This is a genomic window from Micromonospora echinospora (assembly GCF_014203425.1).
GTDB classification, from domain to species: Bacteria; Actinomycetota; Actinomycetes; order Mycobacteriales; family Micromonosporaceae; genus Micromonospora; species Micromonospora echinospora_A.
The window spans coordinates 3,264,124-3,287,435 of the sequence record NZ_JACHJC010000001.1; the positions used below are offsets into that span (position 1 = coordinate 3,264,124).

20 protein-coding genes and 1 tRNA gene are annotated in these 23,312 nt (G+C 73.6%); 16 read left to right on the forward strand and 5 right to left on the reverse strand.

Translation table 11 applies throughout. The annotated features are described in order from the left end of the window. Nucleotides 1-5 precede the first annotated feature (5 nt). The 7 genes from FHU28_RS15405 (at nucleotide 6) to FHU28_RS15435 (ending at nucleotide 9,844) form a co-directional block, all read left to right on the forward strand. Nucleotides 6-947 (forward strand): copper transporter, encoded by a 942-nt coding sequence (locus FHU28_RS15405; RefSeq protein WP_184684771.1) that lies wholly within the window; start codon nucleotides 6-8, stop codon nucleotides 945-947. A gap of 60 nt (nucleotides 948-1,007) precedes the next feature. After that, entirely contained in the window at nucleotides 1,008-1,871 is an 864-nt protein-coding gene (locus FHU28_RS15410; RefSeq protein ID WP_184684773.1) for a hypothetical protein, read from the forward strand. Nucleotide 1,872: 1 nt separating this feature from the next. Then, nucleotides 1,873-3,570 carry a murein biosynthesis integral membrane protein MurJ gene (murJ, locus tag FHU28_RS15415; protein WP_184684775.1) on the forward strand — a complete coding sequence of 566 codons (1,698 nt, stop codon included), beginning with the start codon at nucleotides 1,873-1,875 and terminating at the stop codon, nucleotides 3,568-3,570. After that, a complete protein-coding gene (locus tag FHU28_RS15420) occupies nucleotides 3,567-4,700 on the forward strand; it encodes a glycosyltransferase family 4 protein (RefSeq protein ID WP_184684778.1) in 1,134 nt (377 codons plus the stop codon). The genes murJ and FHU28_RS15420 overlap by 4 nt, the downstream gene beginning before the upstream one ends. Further along, nucleotides 4,700-7,135, forward strand: coding sequence for a collagen-like domain-containing protein (locus FHU28_RS15425; protein WP_184684780.1), 2,436 nt, complete (start codon nucleotides 4,700-4,702; stop codon nucleotides 7,133-7,135). Before FHU28_RS15420 ends, FHU28_RS15425 begins: the two co-directional genes overlap by 1 nt. 338 nt (nucleotides 7,136-7,473) lie before the next feature. Beyond that, nucleotides 7,474-9,204 carry a CTP synthase gene (locus FHU28_RS15430; protein ID WP_184684782.1) on the forward strand — a complete coding sequence of 577 codons (1,731 nt, stop codon included), beginning with the start codon at nucleotides 7,474-7,476 and terminating at the stop codon, nucleotides 9,202-9,204. Between the two features lie 34 nt (nucleotides 9,205-9,238). Next, complete coding sequence (locus tag FHU28_RS15435; protein ID WP_184684784.1) at nucleotides 9,239-9,844, forward strand: NUDIX domain-containing protein; 606 nt, start codon at nucleotides 9,239-9,241, stop codon at nucleotides 9,842-9,844. Nucleotides 9,845-9,910: 66 nt separating this feature from the next. Here the strand turns inward: FHU28_RS15435 and FHU28_RS15440 are convergent, their stop codons facing one another. Next, a complete protein-coding gene (locus FHU28_RS15440) occupies nucleotides 9,911-10,225 on the reverse strand; it encodes a TM2 domain-containing protein (RefSeq protein WP_143194810.1) in 315 nt (104 codons plus the stop codon). A gap of 228 nt (nucleotides 10,226-10,453) precedes the next feature. Between FHU28_RS15440 and ald the strand changes: the two genes are divergently transcribed. The 9 genes from ald (at nucleotide 10,454) to FHU28_RS15485 (ending at nucleotide 19,461) form a co-directional block, all read left to right on the forward strand. Next, nucleotides 10,454-11,569, forward strand: coding sequence for an alanine dehydrogenase (gene ald / locus FHU28_RS15445; RefSeq protein ID WP_184684786.1), 1,116 nt, complete (start codon nucleotides 10,454-10,456; stop codon nucleotides 11,567-11,569). Between the two features lie 11 nt (nucleotides 11,570-11,580). Further along, nucleotides 11,581-12,552, forward strand: coding sequence for a site-specific tyrosine recombinase XerD (locus FHU28_RS15450; protein WP_376700783.1), 972 nt, complete (start codon nucleotides 11,581-11,583; stop codon nucleotides 12,550-12,552). A gap of 221 nt (nucleotides 12,553-12,773) precedes the next feature. After that, on the forward strand, nucleotides 12,774-13,697 hold the full coding sequence (locus tag FHU28_RS15455; RefSeq protein WP_013285595.1) for a ParA family protein: 924 nt from the start codon (nucleotides 12,774-12,776) through the stop codon (nucleotides 13,695-13,697). Between the two features lie 41 nt (nucleotides 13,698-13,738). Next, nucleotides 13,739-14,833 (forward strand): segregation and condensation protein A, encoded by a 1,095-nt coding sequence (locus FHU28_RS15460; protein ID WP_184684790.1) that lies wholly within the window; start codon nucleotides 13,739-13,741, stop codon nucleotides 14,831-14,833. A 460-nt stretch (nucleotides 14,834-15,293) separates the two neighbouring features. Further along, entirely contained in the window at nucleotides 15,294-16,172 is an 879-nt protein-coding gene (scpB, locus tag FHU28_RS33265; protein WP_425326181.1) for an SMC-Scp complex subunit ScpB, read from the forward strand. Further along, nucleotides 16,159-16,929 carry a pseudouridine synthase gene (locus tag FHU28_RS15470; protein WP_184684794.1) on the forward strand — a complete coding sequence of 257 codons (771 nt, stop codon included), beginning with the start codon at nucleotides 16,159-16,161 and terminating at the stop codon, nucleotides 16,927-16,929. Before scpB ends, FHU28_RS15470 begins: the two co-directional genes overlap by 14 nt. A gap of 171 nt (nucleotides 16,930-17,100) precedes the next feature. After that, complete coding sequence (gene cmk, locus FHU28_RS15475) at nucleotides 17,101-17,781, forward strand: (d)CMP kinase (protein ID WP_073831621.1); 681 nt, start codon at nucleotides 17,101-17,103, stop codon at nucleotides 17,779-17,781. A 58-nt stretch (nucleotides 17,782-17,839) separates the two neighbouring features. After that, on the forward strand, nucleotides 17,840-19,249 hold the full coding sequence (gene der, locus FHU28_RS15480; RefSeq protein WP_260412992.1) for a ribosome biogenesis GTPase Der: 1,410 nt from the start codon (nucleotides 17,840-17,842) through the stop codon (nucleotides 19,247-19,249). A gap of 138 nt (nucleotides 19,250-19,387) precedes the next feature. After that, a tRNA-Pro gene (locus FHU28_RS15485) sits at nucleotides 19,388-19,461 on the forward strand. 114 nt (nucleotides 19,462-19,575) lie between these two features. Here FHU28_RS15485 and FHU28_RS33270 read toward each other — a convergent pair. The 4 genes from FHU28_RS33270 to FHU28_RS15505 form a co-directional block, all read right to left on the reverse strand. Then, nucleotides 19,576-19,773 carry an integrase gene (locus FHU28_RS33270; RefSeq protein ID WP_376700785.1) on the reverse strand — a complete coding sequence of 66 codons (198 nt, stop codon included), beginning with the start codon at nucleotides 19,771-19,773 and terminating at the stop codon, nucleotides 19,576-19,578. 224 nt (nucleotides 19,774-19,997) lie between these two features. Then, the gene (locus tag FHU28_RS15495) at nucleotides 19,998-20,834 is read right to left on the reverse strand and encodes an alpha/beta hydrolase family protein (protein ID WP_184684796.1); all 837 of its coding nucleotides are present in this window, start codon (nucleotides 20,832-20,834) and stop codon (nucleotides 19,998-20,000) included. Nucleotides 20,835-20,856: 22 nt separating this feature from the next. After that, nucleotides 20,857-22,545, reverse strand: a complete 1,689-nt coding sequence (locus tag FHU28_RS15500) for an acyl-CoA dehydrogenase family protein (RefSeq protein ID WP_184684798.1) — start codon at nucleotides 22,543-22,545, stop codon at nucleotides 20,857-20,859. Further along, nucleotides 22,535-23,299, reverse strand: coding sequence for an SRPBCC domain-containing protein (locus tag FHU28_RS15505; protein ID WP_184684800.1), 765 nt, complete (start codon nucleotides 23,297-23,299; stop codon nucleotides 22,535-22,537). Before FHU28_RS15505 ends, FHU28_RS15500 begins: the two co-directional genes overlap by 11 nt. Between the last annotated feature and the right edge of the window lie 13 nt (nucleotides 23,300-23,312).

Here is a 23,312-nt window from a genome sequence, read left to right on the forward strand (position 1 = left end):
CAAGCGTGATCAACTTTCGCTACCACGTGGTGTCCCTGACCGCGGTCTTCCTGGCGCTGGCGATCGGCCTGGTGGTCGGCACCGCCGCGCTCAACGGGCCGGTCGCCGACTCGTTGCGGGAGAACGTCAACGGTCTGCGCAAGGACAACTCGCTGATGCGCCAGACAGTCAACAGCATGCAGAAGCAGCTGGAGACCGAGGAGGACTTCGCCGCCGAGATGGCCCAGCTGGTCCTGCCCGGCAAGCTGACCGGCCGCCGGGTGCTGGTGCTCACCCTGCCCAGTGGCCGCGACCAGGCCGAGGGCGTGACGAAGATGCTCCAGACCGCGGGTGCCGACATCACCGGCCGGATCGACGTCCAGGACAAGTTCGTCAACCCGGACAGCAACAACAACCTGCTGGAGCTGGCGGTCACCGCCGCCCGTCCGAACAGCGCCCCCACCGTCAACCTGCCCGGCAACGGGCACGGCGTGGAGACCTCCAGCGCGCTGCTGGCGAACGTCCTGGTGGACCGCCCCGCGGGCAGCCCGGCGGTCAGCGAGGCCGACCGGCGCGCCGTGCTGGAGCACTACGCCACCGCCGGCTACCTCACCCCGGCGGACAAGATCTCCACCGCCGCCGAGGCGGTGGTGATGGTCACCGGCCAGCCGTACGTGGACAAGGACTCGGCGAAGAAGGACGAGTCGGTGGTGAAGATCGCCGAGCAGTTCGACCAGGCCGGGGCGCTCGTGGTCGCCGGCATGGGCTCGACCGGCGGGAACCTGGTCTCCGTGGTCCGCGGCGACCCGGTGCTGTCGCAGACCATCTCCACCGTCGACAACGCCAACACCGTGCAGGGCCAGCTGGGCACCAGCCTCGCACTGGCGCAGCAGCTCACCGAGAAGAAGACCGGCCAGTACGGCGTGGGCGACAACGCCACCTCCCGGGTGCCTACACTGCCCCGGTGACCGCTGCGGGCCGCCCGGTCCGTGCCGCGTCGCGTTCGAAGTCCGGATCGAGGAGGTCCCGTGAGACTGGGTCGGCTGCTCGCCGTGGGCGCCGGGGTGCTGGCCGCCCGCTACACGCTGCGCCAGACGCGCACGTCGCCGGGCGGGCCGGCGCTGGAGCGCACCAACTACCGGGGCCGCACGGTGACCCTGGCCGCCGGTCCGGCCCTCGCAGTGGGCGCGGCCACCGGCGCCGCGCTGGGCGCCGGCAGCGCACCGGCCGGCGCCGCCGCGCTCGTCGCCGGGCTCGGCGCGGGCGCTGTCGGCCTCTACGACGACGTGGTCGGCGCACGCCCCGAGCAGAAGGCCGCCAAGGGCTTCGCCGGGCACCTCGCCGCGCTGCGCGAGGGTCAGGTCACCGCCGGGATGGTGAAGGTCGCCGGGGTCGGTGTGGCCGGGCTCGGCGCCGCGGCGCTGCTCGCCGCCGACCGGCGGGTCGCCGCACACCCCCGCCGCCAGCGGGCCGGCGCGTTCGGCCGAGGGCTCGACGTGCTGCTCGGCGCCGGCGTGGTGGCCGGCACCGCGAACCTGGTCAACCTGCTCGACCTGCGGCCCGGCCGGGCGCTGAAGTCCGGCATGCTGCTCGGCGCGCCACTGACCACCGGCCCGTACGGCGGCATCGCGGCGGGCGCGGTCGGCGCGTCGGCCGCGCTCGTCGGGGACGACCTCGGCGAACGGGTGATGGTCGGGGACAGCGGCGCCAACGCGCTCGGCGCGCTGCTCGGGGTGAGCATCGCCGCGCGTACCGGGCCGCTGGGCCGGGCCGGCGTGCTGGCCGTGCTCGCCGCGCTCACCGCCGCCAGCGAGAAGGTCAGCTTCACCCAGGTCATCGCGTCCACGCCGGGGCTGCGGCACCTCGACGAACTGGGCCGGCTGCCCGACTGACGTGACGAAACCGGCACCTCTCGCCGCCGCCGGCCGCGTCGCCGGGGCGGCCGCCCTCATCGCCGTGCTCACCGTGGTCAGCCGGCTCGCCGGCTTCGGCCGTACCGCCGTGTTCACCTGGACGCTGTCCACCAGCGACCTCGGCGGCGCCTACCTGGTGGCGAACTACGTCCCGAACTTCATCTTCGAGATCGTCGCGGGCGGGGCGCTCGCCAGTCTCGTCGTACCGCTGCTGGCCGGCGCTGTCGAGGCGGGTGACCGGCGCGCGGTGGCCGCCACCACCGGCGCGCTGCTGACCTGGACGCTGACGCTGCTGATTCCGCTGGCGGTGCTGGTGGCGGTCTTCGCCGACCCGCTGCCGGGCCTGATCGGAGACGGCCTCAGTGAGGCGCAGCAGGCGTCCGGGGCCCGGATGCTGCGCGTCTTCGCGCCGCAGTTGCCGCTCTACGGCGTGGGCATCGTGCTCACCGGGGTGCTCCAGGCGCATCGCCGGTTCGCCTGGCCGGTCATCGCGCCGCTGCTGTCGAGCATCACCGTCATCGGCGTCTACCTCGCCTTCACCGCGACCGAGGGGCGGCTGGCCACGATCGGCGGGGCCGGGCGCGGCGGCGAGCTGCTGCTGTCCGCCGGCACCACGCTCGGCGTGGTGGTGCTCTCGCTGTCGCTGCTGATCCCGCTGCGCCGGCTGAGGCTGCGGATCCGGCCGGGCTACCGGTTCCCGGCCGACGCCCGGGCCCGGGTCGGCGGCCTGGCCGTCGCCGGGGTGGTCACCGTCGCCGCCCAGCAGATCGCCCTGGTGGTCGCGCTCAACCAGGTCACCTACGGCCGGACCGCCGACGTCGGTGTCTACAACCTGGCGCAGACCGTCTACTTCCTGCCCTGGGCGGTGCTGGCGGTGCCGCTGGCGGTGGCCGCGTACCCGACGCTCGTGGCGGCCCGGGCCGGCGGCGACGAACGTGCCTACCGGGAGACGCTCGCCCCGGCGGTACGCGGCGTGGTGCTGTTCAGCCTGCTCGGCGCCGCCGCGCTCGTCGGCACCGCGATCCCGGTCGGGCACTTCTTCTTCGCCGACCCGCTCGACGCGCGCACCGCCGCCGCCGGGATCGCCGGATTCGCGCCCGGCCTGCTCGGCTACGGCCTGTTCGCGGTGCTGACCCGCGCCCTGTACGCGCGCGGCGAGACCCGCGCGGCCATCGTCGCCACCGCGCTCGGCTGGCTCAGCGTGCCCGCGTTCGCCGTCCTGTTCGCCCAGGCGCTGCCACTGGCCGACCGGGTCCTCGCGGTGGCGCTGGCGACCTCCGCCGGCATGGTGCTGCTCGGCGCGCTGCTGATCGCCGCCGTACGGCGTGCCGCCGGCGCCGAGGCGCTCGCCGGCGTCGGGCGAGCCGGCGTCGCCGGGCTGCTGGCCGCCGCCGTCGCCGCGACCGGCGGGACGGCCGTCGCGGCGGGACTCGCCGCGCTCGGTGACGGCACCCCGACGACACCGTGGGCCCTCGCGCAGGGCATGCTGTCCGGGGTCGTGGTCGGTGTCCTGTTCCTCGCCGTCGCCTGGCTGACCGACGCCCGCGACCTGCGGCCGCTGCTCGCGGCCGTGACCCGCCGGCTGGGCCGGCGACGCCCGGCCGACGGGGACGACGGCCCGCCGGCGCAGCAGCACCCCGGCGAGCGGGGCGACGGAAAGGAGACCGTTTCCTCATGACGGACGCCTCGCCCGCACCGCGCTGGCCCGGGTCGGTGGCCCTGGTGCTGGCCTCCAGCACCGGCGGAGTCGGGCAGCACGTGCGCTCGATCGTCGGAGGACTAACCGAGGCCGGAGCGTCGGTGCTGGTGTGCGGGCCGGCCGCCACCGAGGAGCAGTTCGGCTTCACCGGCGCCGGCGCCCGGTTCACCCCCGTGGAGATCCCGGCCAGCCCCACGCCGGGCGACGCGCGCGCGGTCACCGCGCTGCGCCGGGCGCTCGCGGACACGCCCGTCGACGTGGTGCACGCGCACGGGCTGCGCGCCGGCCTGGTCGCCGCGCTCGCCCGCCCCGCCGCCCCGCTCGTCGTCACCTGGCACAACGCGGTCCTCGCCACCGGGCTGCGCGGCGTGGCGTCCCGGCTGGTCGAGCGGATCGTCGCCCGCGCCGCCCGGGTCGCCCTGGGTGCCTCCGCCGACCTGGTCGAGCGCGCCGCCGCGCTGGGCGCCGCCGACGCGCGCCTGGCCCCGGTCGCCGCGCCCACCCTGCCCGCGCCGCGCCGCCGCCGCGCCGCCGTCCGCGCCGAGTTCGGCGTCACCGCCGACCGTCCGCTGATCCTCTCGGTGGGCCGGCTGCACCCGCAGAAGCGGTACGACGTGCTCATCGACGCCGCCGCCCGCTGGCGAACCCGTACCCCGGCCCCGGCCGTGGTGATCGCCGGCAGCGGGCCCGCGTACCTGCCGCTGGCCGCCCGGATCTCGGCCGCCCGCGCGCCGGTCACGCTGCTCGGGCACCGGACCGACGTGGCGGACCTGCTGGCCGGCGCCGACCTCGCGGTGGTGACCAGCGACTGGGAGGCCCGGCAGCTGTTCGCGCAGGAAGCGCTGCGCGCCGGCGTACCGCTCGTCGCGACCGCCGTCGGCGGGCTGCCGGAGCTGGTCGGCGACGGGGCCGTGCTGGTGCCACCCGGGGACGTGGACGCCGTCGACGCGGCCGTGCGCGACCTGCTCGACGACCCGGCCCGCCGGGCCGAGCTGGGCCGCCGGGGCACCGCCCGCGCCGCGACCTGGCCCACCGAGGCGGACACCGTGGCCGCCCTCGCCGACCTCTACGCCGAGCTGACACCCCAGCACTCCGCCGGGAACCGCTGATGCTGCGCCGACTGACCCCGGTCCTGCTGACCCTGGTCGTGGTGGCGCTGGGCATCACCGCGCTGGCCGCCCGGCCGGACGACGGCGCGCACCGGCCCGGCGCCGACTTCGTGGTCCTCGTCGGCGCGGCCGGCCTGCGCTGGGACGACGTCGACCCGGAGAACACGCCGACGCTGTGGCGGATGGCCGAGCAGGGCGCGATCGGCTCCCTGTCGGTGCGTTCCGCGCACCGGCCCACCTGCCCGGTCGACGGCTGGCTCACCCTCGGCGCCGGGAACTTCGCCGCCTGGCCCGGCGCCCGTCCGGGCGGTGGCTGCCCGGCCGCCGGCGTGACTGTCGAACGGCCCGACGGCATCGGCGCGAACCTGCCCGACCAGCCGAGCGTCGTGGCGCACAACCAGGAACAGCTCGCCTGGGGCGCCAAGCCCGGCGCGCTGGCCGAGTCGGTGCGTTGCTCGGTGGCGGTGGGGCCGGGCGCCGCCGTGGCCGCCGCCCGTCCGTTCGGCCGGGTCGACAGGTACGCGCCCACGCTTCCCGAGAACGCGGCGGACCTGCTCGGCTCCTGCGTGCTGAGCATCGTCGACGTCGGCACCGTCGACGACGACGACCCGGTCGCACGGGCGGCCCAGGCGCGGCAGGCCGACGTCCGGCTGGCCCGGGTGCTCGCCGCCCGGCCGCCGCGCTCGCTGGTGCTGGTCGCGGGCGTCTCGGACACCGACTCCCCGGCGCGGCTGCACGTCGCGATCGCCGACGGCCCCGGCTGGGACGGTGGCTGGCTGACCTCGCCGAGCACCGCCCGCTCCGGCTATCTGCAACTCGTCGACCTGGCCCCGACGGTGCTCGCCGTGCTCGACCGGACGGCCCCGGACCGGGCCTTCGTCGGTCGGCCCGCGGTCACAGTCGACGACCGGCCCGACGACCTGCGGGCCGCGATCGAGGCGCCGGCCGACGCGGACCGGGAGGCCGCCGCCCAACGGCGCGTCGCCGGCTGGTTCTTCACCCTGCTCGCCGCCGCCCAGCTGGCCCTCGCGGTGGCGGTGCTGCCGCTGCTGCGCCGGGCCCGCCGGCACGCCGGACCGCACGGGCCCGAACCGGTGTCCCGGCGCGTCGTGGCGGTGGTGGAGCTGCTGCTGATCGCCGCCGCGCTCGCCGTGCCCGCGGCGCTGCTGGCCGACGCCGTGCCCTGGTGGCGCGGCAGCCACGCCGGCCTGTGGTACGCCTCGGTGACCGCGCTGCTCGTCGTCGGCGGCACCGCGCTGGTCCGGTTCAGCCCCGGGCACGAGCGCACGCTCGGCCCGCTCGGCGCGGTCGCCGGGCTGGCCGCCCTCGTGGTCGGCGTGGACGTGCTCACCGGCTCCCGGTTGCAGCTCAACGGCGTGGTCGGCTATTCCGCGCTGGAGGGCGGCCGGTACGCCGGGCTGGGCACCGTCGGGCTGGGCGTGTTCGTCGCCGGTTCACTGCTGTGCGGCGGCTGGCTCGCCCAGCGGTTCCGCAAGGGCTGGCGGCCGATGGTGATGGTGGCCGTCGGCGGACTGGCAGTGGTGGTCGTGGGCAGCCCGTACCTGGGCGCCGACTCGATCGGCGCGATCGCGCTCACCGCCGGGGTCAGCGTGGCGGCCGCCATCTGCACCGGCGGCTGGCTCACCGTGAGCCGGCTGGCCTGGGCCACCATGGCCGCGCTCGCGGTCACCATCGGCTTCGCCCTGGTCGACCTGGGCCGGCCCGCCGAGGAGCGGGGGAGCCTGGGCCGGTTCCTGGCCGCGCTCGGCGACGGCACCGGCGGGCTCACCGTGCACCGCTCCGGCGACTCCAACATCCAGACGCTGGTGAACAGCCCGCTCACCGTGCTTGCCCTGGCCGGGGCGGCGCTGGTCTGGCTGGCGTTGCTCCAGCCGTGGGGCGGGCTGATGCGGCTGTTCGGCATCTACCCGGCGATCCGGGCGGCGATGGCCGGCACCGCCGTGGCCGTCGGGCTGGGCGGCGTGCTGGGCGGCTCGGCGCTGGACGTGGCCGGTGCGGCGGCGGCGCTCGTGGTGCCCATGGCGGCGCTGTCGGCCCTGCGGGTGCTCGACCACTCCACCGACCGTACGTTGCCCGACAGCGGCCGTCCCGGCGGCGAGGCCGGCGCGGTCCCGCCGGGCGGCCCGGACAGCTCCTCCCGGGGAGGCGCAGCTGCCGACGGCCCCGCCGGCGACGGTGCGGGTAGCGGCCGGTCGGCGGACGACGGGCTGGCCGGTGACGGGGCGGGTAGCGGCCGGTCGGCGGACGACGGCCCAGTCGGTGGCGGAGCGGGCGATCCGGGGGAGGCCGGGGAGCCGGCCGGACCGGATCGGCAGGGCCCTGCCGGCAGCGAGCCGCCGAACGGGCCGCCCGCCGCCAGGGCGCGGGTCCCCGTACAGCCGACCCCGACGTCCTCGGAGATCCCCGCCGGCTGACCCGGCGCGCGCGTGCCGTCCGGTAGGTGAGCCCCCGCCCCCGCCAGGTCGGGGAAGTGGCGGGGTCGAGGCCGGGCGGAAGGCACCACATCGGCGAGGTGGTGTCGATCAAGGGCCGGACCGTGCGAGACCGTGCGGAACCCGGGCCGGACCGGGCCGGCGGAGCGCCCCACGAGCGCCGTGGGACGGCCGGCACCGGCCTCACGTGCGCCGACAGCGGGTGCGACGCCGGCTCACGGTCCGGATGGTGTTACCGTGGAATCCCGTGGATCGCGTGATCACTTGTCTGATCGGCACGGCGGTTCGCACGACCGCTACGGACGACACGGGAGCAGGCCTTGGCCCCTACAGCACGGACGACCAGGCACATTTTCGTCACCGGGGGCGTCGCCTCCTCGCTGGGTAAGGGCCTCACCGCCTCCAGCCTCGGCAGTCTGCTGACCGCGCGCGGACTGCGCGTGGTGATGCAGAAGCTCGACCCGTACCTGAACGTCGACCCCGGCACGATGAACCCCTTCCAGCACGGCGAGGTCTTCATCACCGAGGACGGCGCCGAGACCGACCTCGACGTCGGCCACTACGAGCGGTTCCTCGACCGGGACCTCTCCGGCAAGGCGAACGTCACCACCGGGCAGATCTACTCGGCGGTGATCGCCAAGGAGCGGCGCGGGGAGTACCTCGGCGACACGGTGCAGGTCATCCCGCACATCACCAACGAGATCAAGGCCCGCATCCGCGGCATGGCCGACCCGGACGCCGACGGCCAGGTCCCGGACGTCGTGATCACCGAGGTCGGCGGCACGGTCGGCGACATCGAGTCGCTGCCGTTCCTGGAGTCGATCCGGCAGATCCGCCACGACCTGGGCCGGGACAACTGCTTCTACCTGCACGTGTCGCTGGTGCCGTACCTGGCGCCGTCGGGCGAGCTGAAGACCAAGCCGACCCAGCACTCGGTGGCGCAGCTGCGCAGCATCGGCATCCAGCCCGACGCTCTGGTGCTGCGCTGCGACCGGGAGATCCCGGACAAGGTCAAGGAGAAGCTGTCGCTGTACTGCGACGTCGACCGGGAGGCGGTCACCGCCGCCCCGGACGCGCCGAGCATCTACGACATCCCGAAGGTGCTGCACCGCGAGGGCCTCGACGCGTACGTGGTGCGCCGGCTCGGCCTGTCGTTCCGCGACGTCGACTGGACCCGCTGGGACGACCTGCTGGAGCGGGTGCACCAGCCGCGGCACACGATCACCGTCGCGCTCGTCGGCAAGTACGTCGACCTGCCCGACGCGTACCTGTCGGTCAGCGAGGCGATCCGGGCGGCCGGGTTCGGCCACCGCGCCCGGGTGAAGCTCAAGTGGGTGCCCAGCGACGACTGCGTCACAGCAGCCGGCGCGGCGGCCGCCCTGTCCGGCGTCGACGGCATCGTGATTCCCGGCGGCTTCGGCGTACGCGGCATCGAGGGCAAGGTCGGCACCGCCCGGTACGCGCGGGAGAACGGCATCCCGCTGCTCGGCCTCTGCCTCGGCCTGCAGTGCATGACCATCGAGGTGGCCCGTCACCTGGCCAACCTCGACGGGGCGAACTCCCTGGAGTTCGACGAGGAGGCCGTGCACCCGGTCATCGCCACCATGGCCGACCAGGAGGACATCGTGGCCGGCCGCGGCGACCTGGGCGGCACCATGCGGCTCGGGGCGTACCCGGCGAAGCTGGCCGAGGGGTCGATCGTCGCCGAGGCGTACGGCAGCACCGAGGTCAGCGAGCGGCACCGCCACCGGTACGAGGTGAACAACGCCTACCGGGACCAGCTCACCAAGGCCGGGCTGACCATCTCCGGCACCTCGCCGGACGGGCGGCTCGTGGAGTTCGTCGAGCTGGACCGCAACCTGCACCCGTTCTTCGTGGCCACTCAGGCGCACCCGGAGCTCAAGAGCCGCCCCACCCGCCCGCACCCGCTGTTCGCCGCGTTCGTCGGCGCCGCCGTGGCGTACTCGCAGGCCGACCAGCTGCCGGTGGACCTGGACGGCGCGTTGAAGAAGGCCGGCCGCGGCGGCGCGGCGAAGGCCTCGGCCAAGTGAGCGGGCGGACCGCGCGAGCGGGCGGGGAGGCGGCGTGAGCGGCGTCGAGCACCGGTACGAGGTGACCGCGCGCCGCCAGATCTGGTCCGGCCGGATCTTCTCGGTGGTCAGCGACGATGTCACCATGCCCGGTGGCGGCGAGGCGACCCGGGACTACGTGCGGCACGTCGGCGCGGTCGCCGTGGTGGCGCTCGACGACGCCGGTCAGGTGGTGCTGATCCGCCAGTACCGGCACCCGGTCGGCCGGCACCTGTGGGAGCTGCCCGCCGGGCTGATGGACGTCGGCGGCGAGGACCTGGCCGTCGCGGCGCTGCGGGAGCTGGCCGAGGAGGCGGACCTGACCGCCGGGCGCGTGGACGTGCTCGTGGACCTGCACAGCTCGCCCGGCTTCGCCGACGAGGTGGTCCGGGTGTTCCTGGCCCGCGAGCTGGCCGAGGTGCCGGCGGAGCAGCGGCACGACCGGCACGACGAGGAGGCCGACCTCCAGGTGGTCCGCGTGGACCTCGACGAGGCGGTGCGGATGGTGCTGGCCGGTGAGATCACCAACGCGTCCTGCGTGGCCGGGCTGCTCGCCGCGGCCCGCGCCCGCGAGACCGGCTTCACCGAGCTGCGTCGGCCGGAGGCGCCGCTGCCGCGCTGATCGGGAACCGACGACGAAGGGGCCGCGCGGCGCTGTGCGCCGGGCGGCCCCTTTTCGTTCCGGTGGTCAGTCGCGCAGCGGGCGGCCCTGCCCGTCGACACCGCCGTTGACGAGGATCAGGATGCCGTCGACGAGGCCCCAGATCGCGCCGATACCGCACGTCACGAGCGTGACGATGAGCTGGATGACACCGGTCTTGGTGTCGCCCATGTAGAACCGGCCGATGCCGAAGCCGCCGAGGAGGATCTGGAGCACACCCGCGACGACCTTGCTCTTGTCCGAGACGCCCTGCGGGTACTGCTGGTAAGGAGTGGTCATGAGCGGACACAATAGTGATCGACTCGCGTCCTGTCGGCCCCGGCACTCCGTTCGTGGAAGGATATTTACCGAACTCTGTCCTGTCGGCTGATGACGTCTCCACCGGCCAGTCTGATGCACGCCTGACACACCGTCAGCACCAGCGGGCACCGGATGTCACAGTGTCGCCGTCCGTGGGCTTCCCACGGCTCTAGACTGCCGCCGGCGGGACCGGTGTACCGCGCCGGCAACGGAGCCGGCGCGGCGCCGCGCAGTCGGGGGTGAGCAGCCCCGGAGGAAGGTGTCTGCATCGTGAAGGTCGGAATCCCCCGCGAGGTCAAGAACCACGAGTACCGGGTAGCGATCACGCCCGCGGGCGTCAACGAGTTCACCCGCCACGGCCACGAGGTCTTCGTCGAGGCCGGCGCCGGCGTCGGCTCCAGCATCACCGACGACGAGTTCGCCGCCGCCGGCGCGAAGATCCTGGCCACCGCCGACGAGGTGTGGGACACCGCCGAGCTGGTCCTCAAGGTCAAGGAGCCGATCGCCGAGGAGTACCACCGGATGCACGAGGGGCAGGTGCTCTTCACGTACCTGCACCTGGCCGCCTCCCGCGAGTGCACCGACGCGCTGGTCGACCGCAAGGTCACCGGCATCGCGTACGAGACCGTCGAGCTGCCCGACCGGTCGCTGCCGCTGCTCGCCCCGATGTCCGAGGTGGCCGGCCGGCTCGCCCCGCAGGTGGGCGCCTTCTACATGATGCGCACCGGCGGCGGGCGGGGCGTGCTGCCCGGCGGCGTCTCCGGCGTGTACGCGGCCAAGACCGTGGTCATCGGCGCGGGCGTGTCCGGCCTCAACGCCGCCGCCATCGCGCTGGGCCTGCAGTCCGAGGTGCTGCTGCTGGACAAGAACGTGGCCCGGCTGCGCCAGGCCGACGCCATCTACCGGGGCCACCTGCAGACCGTCGCCTCCAACGCGTACGAGATCGAGCGGGCCGTGCTCGACGCGGACCTGGTCATCGGCGCGGTGCTGGTGCCCGGCGCGAAGGCCCCGAAGCTCATCTCCAACGAGCTGGTCTCCCGGATGAAGCCGGGCAGCGTGCTCGTCGACATCGCCATCGACCAGGGCGGCTGCTTCGAGGACTCGCGCCCGACCACGCACGCCGAACCGGTCTACAAAGTGCACGACTCGATCTTCTACTGCGTGGCGAACATGCCCGGCGCGGTGCCGAACACCAGCACCTACGCGCTCACGAACGTCACCCTGCCGTACGCCCTCGAACTGGCCAACCAGGGCTGGCAGCAGGCGCTGCGCAACGACCCGGCGCTGGCGCTGGGCCTCAACACCCACGCCGGCAAGGTCGTCTACGGCCCGGTCGCCGAGGCGCACGGCATGGACGTGCTGCCGCTGGACGAGGTGCTGAACTGACCGACACCGTGGTGCGCAGGGCCGGCGCGGAACCCGCGCCGGCCCTGCGCCGCGCGGTCCGCACGTACCTGGACCACCTCACCGTCGAGCGCGGGCTGTCCGCGAACACGCTCGCCTCGTACCGCCGGGACCTGGACCGCTACCTGGCCACGCTGGCCGCGGCCGGGGTGACCGACCTGGCCGCCGCCGGACCCGCGCAGGTCGAGGCCCACCTGGCCCGGCTGCGCGCCGGCGACGACGACCACCCGCCGCTCGCCGTCTCCTCCGCCGCCCGCGCCGCCAGCGCGGTACGCGGCCTGCACCGCTTCGCGCTGCGCGAAGGGCTCGCCGCCGCCGACCCCAGCCGCGACGTCCGCCCGCCCGCGCCGCCGCGCCGGCTGCCCCGGGCGCTGCCCGTGGACGCGGTCCTGCGGCTGCTGGAGGCCGCCGACCTGCCCGGCGCCACCGGCGACGCCGCCGCCCGCGCGCTGCGCGACCGCGCGCTGCTGGAATTCCTGTACGGCACCGGCGCGCGCATCTCCGAGGCGGTCGGCGCGGCGGTCGACGACCTGGACCTCGACGCCGGCGCCGTGCTGCTGCGCGGCAAGGGCGGCCGGACCCGGCTGGTCCCGGTCGGCGGGTACGCGGCCGACGCGCTGCGCGCCTGGCTGGTCCGGGGCCGCCCGGCGCTGCTCGCGGCCGGACGCGGCACCCACGCGGTCTTCGTCAACGCCCGCGGCGGCCCGCTCACCCGGCAGGGCGCCTGGGCCGTGCTGCGCGCCGCCGCCGGCCGGGCCGGCCTGCCGGTCGACGGCCCCGACGCGATCTCCCCGCACACGCTGCGCCACTCGTACGCCACGCACCTGCTCGACGGCGGCGCGGACGTGCGCGTGGTGCAGGAGCTGCTCGGCCACGCCTCGGTGACCACCACCCAGGTCTACACGCTGGTGACTGTGGAACGGCTGCGCGAGGTGTACGCCACCGCCCACCCCCGCGCCCGCTGAGCGCGCCAGGCTCGCGGTCCTCGGGTCTGTGATCGGGCCGCGTCCGCGGCTGACGGGCGGCCGACACGCCGACCCGCTACCGAACGTGCTGCTGGCCGGTGGCGTACAGTCGGCATCGGCGCGGGCCTCCAGGTACGACGGACCGGGGGTGCGCAGCGGCGCCGCGAGGGACGTCGGACGGCTCCGACGCCGGGTGGTCGTCGGGAGGGGGCAACGAGGACATGGCAGGAAACGGTGACCGTGCCGAGACCTGGACGTCGGAGCTCCGTGAGCAGCAGGCGACGCTGGGCGCCGATCTCGGCCCCGCCGACCCGGCCGCGTACACCATGCGCAAGCCGATCCCCGAACCCATGCCGACCGACCGGCACGGCCCGGCGCGGATCATCGCGATGGCCAACCAGAAGGGCGGCGTCGGCAAGACCACGACGACCATCAACCTGGGCGCGGCCCTGGCCGAGTACGGCCGCAAGGTGCTGCTCGTCGACTTCGATCCGCAGGGCGCCCTCTCGGTCGGGCTGGGCGTCAACCCGCACAACCTGGACCTGTCGGTCTACAACCTGCTCATGCAGGACGACGTCACCGCCGAGGACGTCCTGATCAAGACCGACGTGGCCGGGCTGCACCTGCTGCCCGCCAACATCGACCTCTCCGCCGCCGAGATCCAGCTGGTCAACGAGGTCGCCCGGGAGATGGCCCTGGCGCGGGTGCTGCGCACCATCCGCAAGGAGTACGACTTCATCCTGATCGACTGCCAGCCCTCACTGGGCCTGCTGGCGATCAACGCGCTCACCGTCGCGCACGGCGTGCTCATCCCGCTGGAGTGCGAGTTCTTCAGCCTGCGCGGCGTCGCGCTGCTGCTCGACACCATCGACAAGGTGCGTGAGCGGCTCAACTTCGACCTGGAACTCGAAGGCATCCTCGCCACCATGTACGACAGCCGCACCACCCACTGCCGCCAGGTGCTGCAGCGGGTGGTCGAGGCGTTCGGCGACAAGGTCTACCAGACCGTCATCACCAAGACGGTGAAGTTCCCCGAGTCCACGGTGGCCGGCGCCCCGATCACCACCCTCGACCCGGCCTCCTCCGGCGCGCGCAACTACCGGCAGCTCGCCCGGGAGGTCATCGCCGCCCAAGCGGACCGGTAGGGCGCACGCCGGCCGCCCGCCGCGTCGTCTACGGTTTCCCGGTGACCGCACCGCCCATCGACCCGCCGCACGGCACCGGCGACCCTGCCGTAGCCGTGCAGGTCGACGGCGCCGACCCGGTCAGCAGCGGTTTCACCGTCCGGCTGGACAACTTCACCGGCCCGTTCGACCTGCTGCTCCAGCTGATCAGCAAGCACAAGCTGGACGTCACCGAGGTCGCGCTGCACAAGGTCACCGACGAGTTCATCGCGTACCTGCGGGCGATGGGCGACCAGTGGGACCTGGACGAGACCAGCGAGTTCCTGCTCGTCGCCGCCACCCTGCTCGACCTCAAGGCGGCCCGGCTGCTGCCCTCGGCCGAGGTCGAGGACGAGGAGGACCTGGCGCTGCTGGAGGCGCGGGACCTGCTGTTCGCGCGGCTGTTGCAGTACAAGGCGTACAAGGAGGCCGCCGCGCACATCGCCGAGCTGGAGGCGGTCGGCGGCCGGCGCTACCCGAGGGCGGTCACGCTCGAACCCCGGTACGCGGAGGCGCTGCCCGACCTGGTGCTCGGCATCGGTCCCGAGCGGCTGCGCAAGCTCGCGGTCAAGGCGATGAGCCCGAAACCGGTGCCCGAGGTGTCGATCGCGCACGTGCACATGGTCCGGGTCAGCGTCCGCGAACACGCCGGCATCATCGCCGACCGGCTGCGCCGCGCCGGGATCGCCACGTTCTCGCTGCTCTGCGCCGACTGCGAGATGACGCTCGAGGTGGTGGCCCGGTTCCTGGCGCTGCTGGAGCTGTACCGGCAGGGTCTCGTGGCGTTCGTGCAGGAGCAGGCGCTGGAGGAGCTGACTGTTCGGTGGACCGGCCCGGCCGACGGCGAGGCCGAGCTCACAGTCGACGAGTACGCCGGCACGCCCGAGCCCACCCCCGCCGCGGCGCCCGACGGTGCCGGGGCCCCCGACGCCGCCGGGGTGCCCGACGGCGCCGTATCCGGCGCTGTCGCCGTGCCCGGTGGCGGCACGTCGGCTGACGCTGCCGCATCCGGCCCTGTCGCTGGGCCCGGCGGCGGCGCATCGGCCGACAGTGCCGCATCCGCTGACGCCGCCGCACCCACCGAGGCGGCGGACGAGCCCGCACCGACGCAGGAGTGAACGGATGAGCGACGAGGAACGCCGCGACTCGCTGGCCGACCAGGCTGCCGCCTGGATCCCCCCGTGGCAGCGCCCGTCCGCGCCCAAACCCGACCCGGACAGCCGTGATTCGGCAGAAACCGCCGACGCGGCGCCCGAGCCGTCCACAGATCTTGGAAGCCAAGGGCCCCCGGAGGGGCCAGATTCTTCCAAGATCGCCGAAACCGCGATGGAGCTTGGTACGGAGGCGTCCCTTGAAGGGCGCCTCCGTACCAAGATCCCGGGTGGAAGCTCGACGGCCGATGCTGACGAGCGCATCGAGCCCTCGGTCGACGTCGACACCGATCCGGCCGCCTCCGCCGACGCCGACCCGGCCGCCGGCACCGGCATCGCGCCGGCATCTGGCTCAGGCATCGCTCCGGCGGCCGTCGACATCGCCCCGGCAACCGACGCCGGCGTCGCCCCGGCAACTGACACCGGCATCGGCCCGGCAGCCGGCTCCGGCGCGGGTGCCGAGGCCGACGTCAGCGTCTACCCGCCGGGTGCCGTCGACTTCGTCACTTCCGACCCCCACCGAGACGACAAAATCGGCGCCGGACACGACATCGACGCTGGGCACGACGACGGCGGGCACGACGACGACGGCCGGCGAGACGCCGACAACACCGCTGGGCGGGACGTGGACGCGGGGCGGGACGCCGGCGCGCCCGCGCAGGAACCGGGGGACCGGGGGAGTGGGGGAGCGGCGAGCGGCGTACCCCCGAAGCGGGGACGTCGGCGGGCCGCGCCGGAACCGCCGCCCGCGCCCGTCCTGGACGACGCGGAGCTGCGCGGCGCCCTGGAGGCGATCCTGCTGGTGGTGGACCAGCCGGTCAGCGAGCTGACCCTGGCCGAGGTCCTGGAACAGTCCCCGGAACGGGTCGGCGCGATGCTCGACGAGATCGCCGCCGGGTACGCCGCTGCCGGGCACGGGTTCGACCTGCGCCGGGCGGCGGGTGGCTGGCGTCTCTACACCCGGCCGGAATACGCCACCTACGTAGAGCGGTTTGTGCTGGACGGGCAGTCCGTGCGGCTGACCCAGGCCGCGCTGGAGACGCTGGCCGTGGTCGCCTACCGGCAGCCGGTGACCCGTTCGCGCATCTCGGCCATCCGGGGTGTCAACTGCGACGGGGTGCTCCGTACCCTGGTGGGTCGCGGCCTGGTCGAGGAGTGCGGCACCGAAGCGGACAGCGGTGCCTACCTCTACCGGACCACCACCATGTTCCTGGAGAAGCTGGGGCTCAACTCGGTGGACGACCTGCCGCCCCTGGCCCCGTTCCTTCCCGACGACGTAGAAGAGCTTGCCGATGCGACGCGATGACCGTGCCCCGAAGCCCGACGCCCCCGTGTACGAGGGCGCCGAGCGCCTGCAGAAGGTGCTCGCCGCCGCGGGGGTGGGTTCCCGGCGTGCCTGCGAGGACCTGATCTTCCGGCGCCGGGTCACCGTGAACGGGCGGGTGGCGCAGCTCGGCGACAAGGCCGACCCGGCCCGCGACGTGATCGTCGTCGACGGGGAGCGGCTCCAGGCCGACGTCCGCCTGGTCTACGTGGCGATGAACAAGCCGCGCGGGGTGGTCACCACCATGGCTGACGAGAAGGGCCGTACCGAGCTCGCCGACTTCATCGGCGCGCGGCTGGAGCAGCGGGTCTACCACGTCGGGCGACTGGACGCCGACAGCGAGGGCCTGCTCCTGCTCACCAACGACGGCACCCTCGCCCACAAGCTCATGCACCCGTCGTACGAGGTACTCAAGACCTACCTCGCCGAGGTGGCCGGGCCGATTCCGCGCAGCCTGGGCAAGCGGCTGACCGCCGGCGTCGAGCTGGAGGACGGGCCGGTGAAGGTCCACGGGTTCAAGGTGGTCGACACGCTCGGCAAAAGCGCCCAGGTGGAGCTGACCCTGCACGAGGGGCGCAAACACATCGTCCGGCGCCTGATGGCCGAGGTGGGACACCCGGTGTCCCGCCTGATCCGTACCTCGATCGGTCCGATCAAGCTTGGTGACCTGCGCACCGGGCGGCTGCGGCGGCTCACAAACGCGGAGGTCGCCGCCCTGTTCAAGGCGGTGGGTGACTGACCCGCCGATCGGGGGTACGGCTCCCGGTAGGCTTCGACGCGGTCCGCGGGCCGGCGCGTGCCGTCCGCTGGGACGCCCGCGCGGCGCGGGCATGATTGACGACAGAACCATCCGCTCAACGGCGCCCGGGAATCCGGGCGACCCGCGAGGTACGGGCTGAGGAGGACAACGGTGGAGGAGAACGTACCGGCCGGGCGATGCGTGGTCGCTGTGGACGGGCCGTCCGGTTCGGGGAAGTCCACCGTGTCGCGGCGGCTGGCAGCGGGCCTCGGCGCCCGCTACCTCGACACCGGCGCCATGTACCGGGCGCTGACCTGGGCGGTTCTGCGCTCCGGCGTGGAACTCACCGACGCCGAGTCGGTGGCAAAGGTCGCCGCCGAGGCCGACCTGCGCATCGGCACCGACCCCCAGGGGTACGCCGTGACAGTCGACGGCACCGATGTGTCCACCGCCATCCGCGGCGCCGAGGTGACCGCCGCGGTGTCAGCGGTTGCCGCCGTCGCCGCCGTACGCGAGCTGCTGGTGGACCGGCAGCGGCGGGTGATCGCCGACGCGGGCCGGATCGTGGTCGAAGGCCGGGACATCGGCTCGGTGGTCGCACCGGACGCGGAGCTGAAGGTGTACCTGACCGCCTCCGAGGCGGCGCGCGCGAAGCGGCGCAGCGCCGAGGACGCCGCCGACGTCGCGGCGACCGCCGCGGACCTGGCCCGCCGGGACCGCCTCGACTCGACCCGCAAGGTCAACCCGCTGCAGCAAGCCCCCGACGCGGTGGTGCTGGACACCACCGAGCTGGGCATCGACGAGGTAGTGGCCCGCCTGCGCGAGATGCTCACGGAGCGGGGTGCCGCGTGAGCGCGAGGAGTGAGCGGGTTGCGCGAGCCCCGCAGTCGCGAACGAAGGGCGGCTCGGCATGAGTGACGACGATTTCGGTGGCTGGGTGGAGCTGCGCGAGCCGGAGGTCGACTCCGGTGAGCCGGCCGGCCCGCAGCCCGTGGTGGCAGTGGTCGGCCGCCCCAATGTCGGCAAGTCCACGCTCGTCAACCGCATCATCGGCCGCCGGCAGGCGGTCGTGGAGGACATCCCCGGCGTGACCCGGGACCGTGTGCCCTACGACGCGCAGTGGAACGGCCGGGTGTTCACGGTGGTGGACACCGGCGGCTGGGAGCCCGACGCCAAGGACCGGGCCGCGGCCATCGCCGCCCAGGCCGAGACCGCGGTGGCGACCGCCGACGTGGTGCTGTTCGTGGTGGACGCCATGGTCGGTGCCACCGACGTGGACGAGGCCGCGGTGAAGATGCTGCGCCGCAGCGCCAAGCCGGTGATCCTCATCGCCAACAAGGCCGACAACACCACCATCGAGATGGAGGCGACCTCGCTGTGGTCGCTCGGCCTCGGTGAGCCGTTCCCGATCTCGGCGCTGCACGGCCGTGGCTCCGGCGACCTGCTCGACGCCATCCTGGACGCGCTGCCCGAGGCGCCGGCGATCGTGGAGAACCGGCCGCGCGGCCCGCGCCGGGTGGCCCTGGTGGGCCGCCCCAACGTCGGCAAGTCCAGCCTGCTCAACCGCTTCTCCGGTGAGGAGCGGGCGGTGGTCGACTCGGTGGCCGGCACCACGGTGGACCCGGTCGACAGCCTGGTGGAGATCGGCGGCGAGACGTGGCAGCTGGTCGACACGGCCGGTCTGCGCAAGCGGGTCGGCAAGGCCAGCGGCACCGAGTACTACGCCAGCCTGCGGACCGCCTCGGCGATCGAGGCGGCCGAGGTCGCCGTGGTGCTGATCGACTCCAGCGAGGTGATCAGCGAGCAGGACCAGCGGATCCTCACCATGGTCGTCGAGTCCGGCCGGGCGCTGGTCATCGCGTTCAACAAGTGGGACCTGGTCGACGGCGACCGCCGCTACTACCTGGACAAGGAGATCGACCGGGAGCTGCGGCGCATCCCCTGGGCGATCCGGCTGAACCTGTCCGCCAAGACCGGCCGCGCCGTCGACAAGCTCGCGCCCGCGCTGCGCAAGGCGCTCGCCAGCTGGGAGACGCGCATCCCGACCGCGCAGCTCAACCAGTGGCTCACCGCGCTGGTCCAGGCCACCCCGCACCCGGTACGCGGCGGACGCGCGCCGCGCATCCTGTTCGCCACCCAGGCCGGGGCGGCGCCGCCGCGTTTCGTGCTGTTCACCACCGGGCCGTTGGACGCCGGCTACCAGCGCTTCGTCGAGCGCAAGCTCCGCGAGGAGTTCGGCTTCGAGGGCAGCCCGATCGAGATCTCGGTACGTCCGCGTAAGAAGCTCGGCCCCGGCGGCCGGGGCAAGGCCCACGGCTGACCCGCTCTCTGCTGCACGCCACCCTCCTAGGATGCTTTAGGGGGTGTGGCGTGCGGCGTGGGAGGGGCCTCTGCGCACGGTGCGAAGATCCTGCGCTAAGCTGTACCGGCTGCCGCGGGGGAGACCTGGCGGGGGCATCGGGACGTGGCGCAGCTTGGTAGCGCACTTGACTGGGGGTCAAGGGGTCGTCGGTTCGAATCCGGCCGTCCCGACAAAGAAAAAAGCCCTGACCAGCGAGAATGCTGGTCAGGGCTTTCGCTTTCGTCTATGAAGTTTTGAACCGCCCCCCGAAAACCCCCATTTACGGGGTACGGCAACCAAGTTCGTCATCGGTGTGCATCGTTGTGTGCTGCTGGTGGCTGCGGCCGCTTCCGGCTGGTGCCGAGTCGCTCGAGGATGTCGGACACGTCCGGGGCTTGGACGGGCTTGGCGATGTAGTAGGTCTCGGTGACCTCCTCGCTGGAGTGCCCGAGCTGGGCTGCGGCGCTCTTGGTGTCGATCTCCTCCTTGTCGAGGGTGGCCACGGTCTTGCGGAGGTGTGCGGGGTGACCCAGTCGAGGTCGGCGTCGGCGCGTGCCTGGCGCCACTGGCGGCGTACGTTGTTGGGCGACAGCCAGGTGCCGCGTCGAGAGGCGAAGATCGCGTCATGCGGGTTCTCGGCGGCACCGAGCTTTCGAGCCAGGAGCATGCCGATCGCGGATGGCCGTGCGCACAGCCTGGAGGTGCTCGTCGGTGAGGGCGACTGCTGTCAAGCCTGGTGGGCGTAGTGGGCGACCCGCCCGGCCAACGAGTTTTCGGTCCGGGCCCACGCGAAGTGGTTTACGGTGGCACCGGTCGCCGCGCTCAGGTGCAGCCGCTCGACCGGGGCGGAGACGAGCTTGCGGCACAAGTGGTCCAGGCTGGACTCAGGGACGTAGTTGTCGCCCGCGACGCTGACCGCGAGTACCGGAACCCGGAGCGAGGCAAGGGCCGACTCCGGGTCGCTGCCCGTCAGCCGTGGGTAGCGCCCGTGGCGGGCGGTGTAAGCCCAGTCGTGAATCACGCCGCGGGTCTGCCGGCCGCCGAAGCCCCAGCCGGGCCAGACACCGAGTAGCGACGCGGCACCGGCGACCACCTGCGTCTGCGCCAGCGTCAGCAGGCCCCGGACCGGCGGATAAGACCGCCAGTACGCGAGCCCGGCGGCCACGACGACCATGCCGGAGATGCCGGCCCCGCCATCGCCGGCGAGGTGCAGCAGGCACACGTGGGCACCCAGCGAGTGACCGAGCAGCAGCACGCGCCGGTCGGCGAGGCTGGGAGCCAGCCAGGCCCGCACGGCACCGACGTCCGCCACGAGTTCCGCGTACCCGTACCGGTCGGCCCGGTCGGCCCGGGGTGAACTGGCGCCGGTGCCGCGGAGGTCGACGGCGTGCACGGCCAGCCCGGCGTGCACGAGTTGTTCGGCGAACGGTCGGTAGAAGCGGGCGGGCACCCCCATCGCCGGCCAGATCACGACGGCGGGTGCGTCGGCGCGGTCCGGCGCCGGGTAGCTCTGCACCCCGAGCCTGGCGCCGTCCCGGTCGACGTACTCCTGAGTGGGATCCATCGGCAAGATTATAGGCCTTCCTCTATTCGCCCGCCGGCAGCGGAATCGGCGTCAGGGAGAACAGCTCAGGTGTCTCCACCTGTGCGGTGACCATCGCCTCGACCGCGGCGGCCGGGCCCGGCGACAGCTGCCAGGTCGGGTCCAGGTGCTGGGTGAGCCGGTCCAGGGCGGCCATCATCCAACTCTCGTCCGCGAAGACATCGCCACTGTTGTGCGCCCCGGTAAGGAGCACGCACGCGGCGGCGTGCAGCACGCAGTGGACCCGGGCGGACGTGTGCCCCAGCGCGGAGCCAGGCGCGCGACGGTCCATCTCGGCCAGCCGGACGGTCAGGTCACGACGAGCCGCATCGAGGCGCCGCACCGAGGGCCAGGACGAGAACCGGTCCGACAGTTGCGGCCACGCCCCGCCGATCTCATCCTGGCCGCCGTTGCTCAGGCTCAGGCGCCGGGCGTCGGGTACCCACGGTGTCAGCTCGACCTGCCGGTCGAACAGCGCCGGCAACAGTGTCGGGTCACCGCCCGACCGGTTGGCGGCGAACAGCAGGTCCGCGGCGATCGAGCTGAGGTTCACGTGTGTGGTGCCCTCGAAGATGCTCGCGATGGCCTGGTCGCGGTGCAGCTTTTGGAATGTGCGGGCGGGCAGACTGTCGCGCAGGTAGCCGCGCGCGCTGAGCACGGTGTTGAGGTCGGCCAACGCCCGTTCCACCGTGACCGGGACGAAGTACTTCACGATCGCGGACCACAGGCTGAGGCGCTCGGGTGATTCGGTGATCGCCCGCACCGCCGGGACCGAGACGCACTCGCCGATGATCAGGTCGAGGTACGCGCGTACCAGGATGTCCCGGATCGCCGGAAGCGCGGTGATCGGTGCTCCGTACAGCCGGCGGCTCCGGGCGTGTGCGTAGGCCAGCCGCAGCCCGGTGTCCAGACTGCCCAACGAGAGCGCCGCGATGAGCGTGCGGGTGATCTGCAGGGTCTTCATCGTCTGGGGAATGCCGGCGCCCGGTGATCCCAGCAGCGAGTCGGCCGGCACCGGGCAGTCGGTGAACGTGATGCCGCTCAGGTCGTGCCCGCGCAGGCCGACGGTCGGCACACCGGGACTGTTGTGGTGTCGCTGCGCAGGCAGTCGCCGCTTGTCGACCAACAGCAGCGAGAACTGCCGCGGACCGGTCCTGGCGTAGACGGTGCAGAACGTACCCCTGGTGGCGTTGCCGACCGGCCACTTCTCCCCGTCCAGCACGTACCGGTCACCCTCGCGTCGCGCGGAGACCTGGCATCCGGCGAGGTCGCTGCCGTGCTCGCGCTCGGACATCGCGAACGAGCCGAGGTCGCCGGCGAGCAGGCGGCTGGCGAGCCATTGCCGTTGCTGGTCGGTGCCCCACAGCCAGACCGGGTTGGCGCCGAGGAGGGTCGTCCCGAACGACACCGCGAGCCGCAGGTCCCGCCGGGCCACCGAACGACACATCGCGAACAACTCCGCGAAGGAGCGCAACCGGCCACCGAACGCCTCCGGTACGAGGAACGCCGGGAACTCCCACGAGCGCAGCGCGTCCATGGCACGCCACGGCATCTCGTCCCGATCGTCCTGTGCCACGCTGTGCGCGAACGCCGACACGGCCGTCTCCCGGTCAGGATCGCCCAGGAACTTCTCGAGCCGCGCCGCCGAACGGTCACTCGCGCGTATCTCTCGCAGGTCCGCGTCAATCAGCATCGGTGGAGCCTCCTGCGGCCACCGCCGGGACGGGGGAGCCCTCGGCGCGCGGGTCCGGTGCGGCGACCAGGTGTTGTAGGAAGGCCGCCCGGCTGGCCCGCATCCAGTTGCGGGTCGCGAACATCTTGGCCGGCGGGGCGTACAACGCCGCCGTGTGCTCGACGGCCGTGGTTACCTCCGCCGGGCTCGCTCCCGCCGTGGCAAGTGCCGTGCCCCACGCCCGGCTGCTCAACGCGGCGAGGCGGGTGAACTCGGGCGAGTGCTGGCCGGCTTCCGGGTCGGCGGTGACGATCGCCTCGCCACGCAGGTGCAGGTGCAGGCTGAGCAACGCCAGATCCCATCCCACCCCGGTCGCCCCCGGCCCGAACTCGGCCCAGAAGCGCTCGTCGACCAGGGCGGTGTGGTCGAGTTCGACGACCGTCCTGCCGGTGCCGCCGGACAACCGGAGTTCCACCTCAGACGCCGGGCTGTCCCCGATCACCCAATCCAACGCGAGCAGCCGGGTCGGCTCACAGCGTCGGACCGTGCCGTGCACGTTGCCCTCGAACGCGAACGAACCCCCCGGGCGCAACTCGCCAGTGACGGGGAGGAACCAGCGCGAGATCCGGTCCGGGTCGGTGAGCGCGGCCCACACCTCCTCCGGCGAAGCCTGGTAGGTGCGTCGCAGCAGGACGCTGCGCGCGTCACCGGCCGCGATCCGCCGCTGACCGATCTCCCGGTGTACGCCCTCGATCTCGCGGGCAATGTCCGTCATGGATGTCATCCTT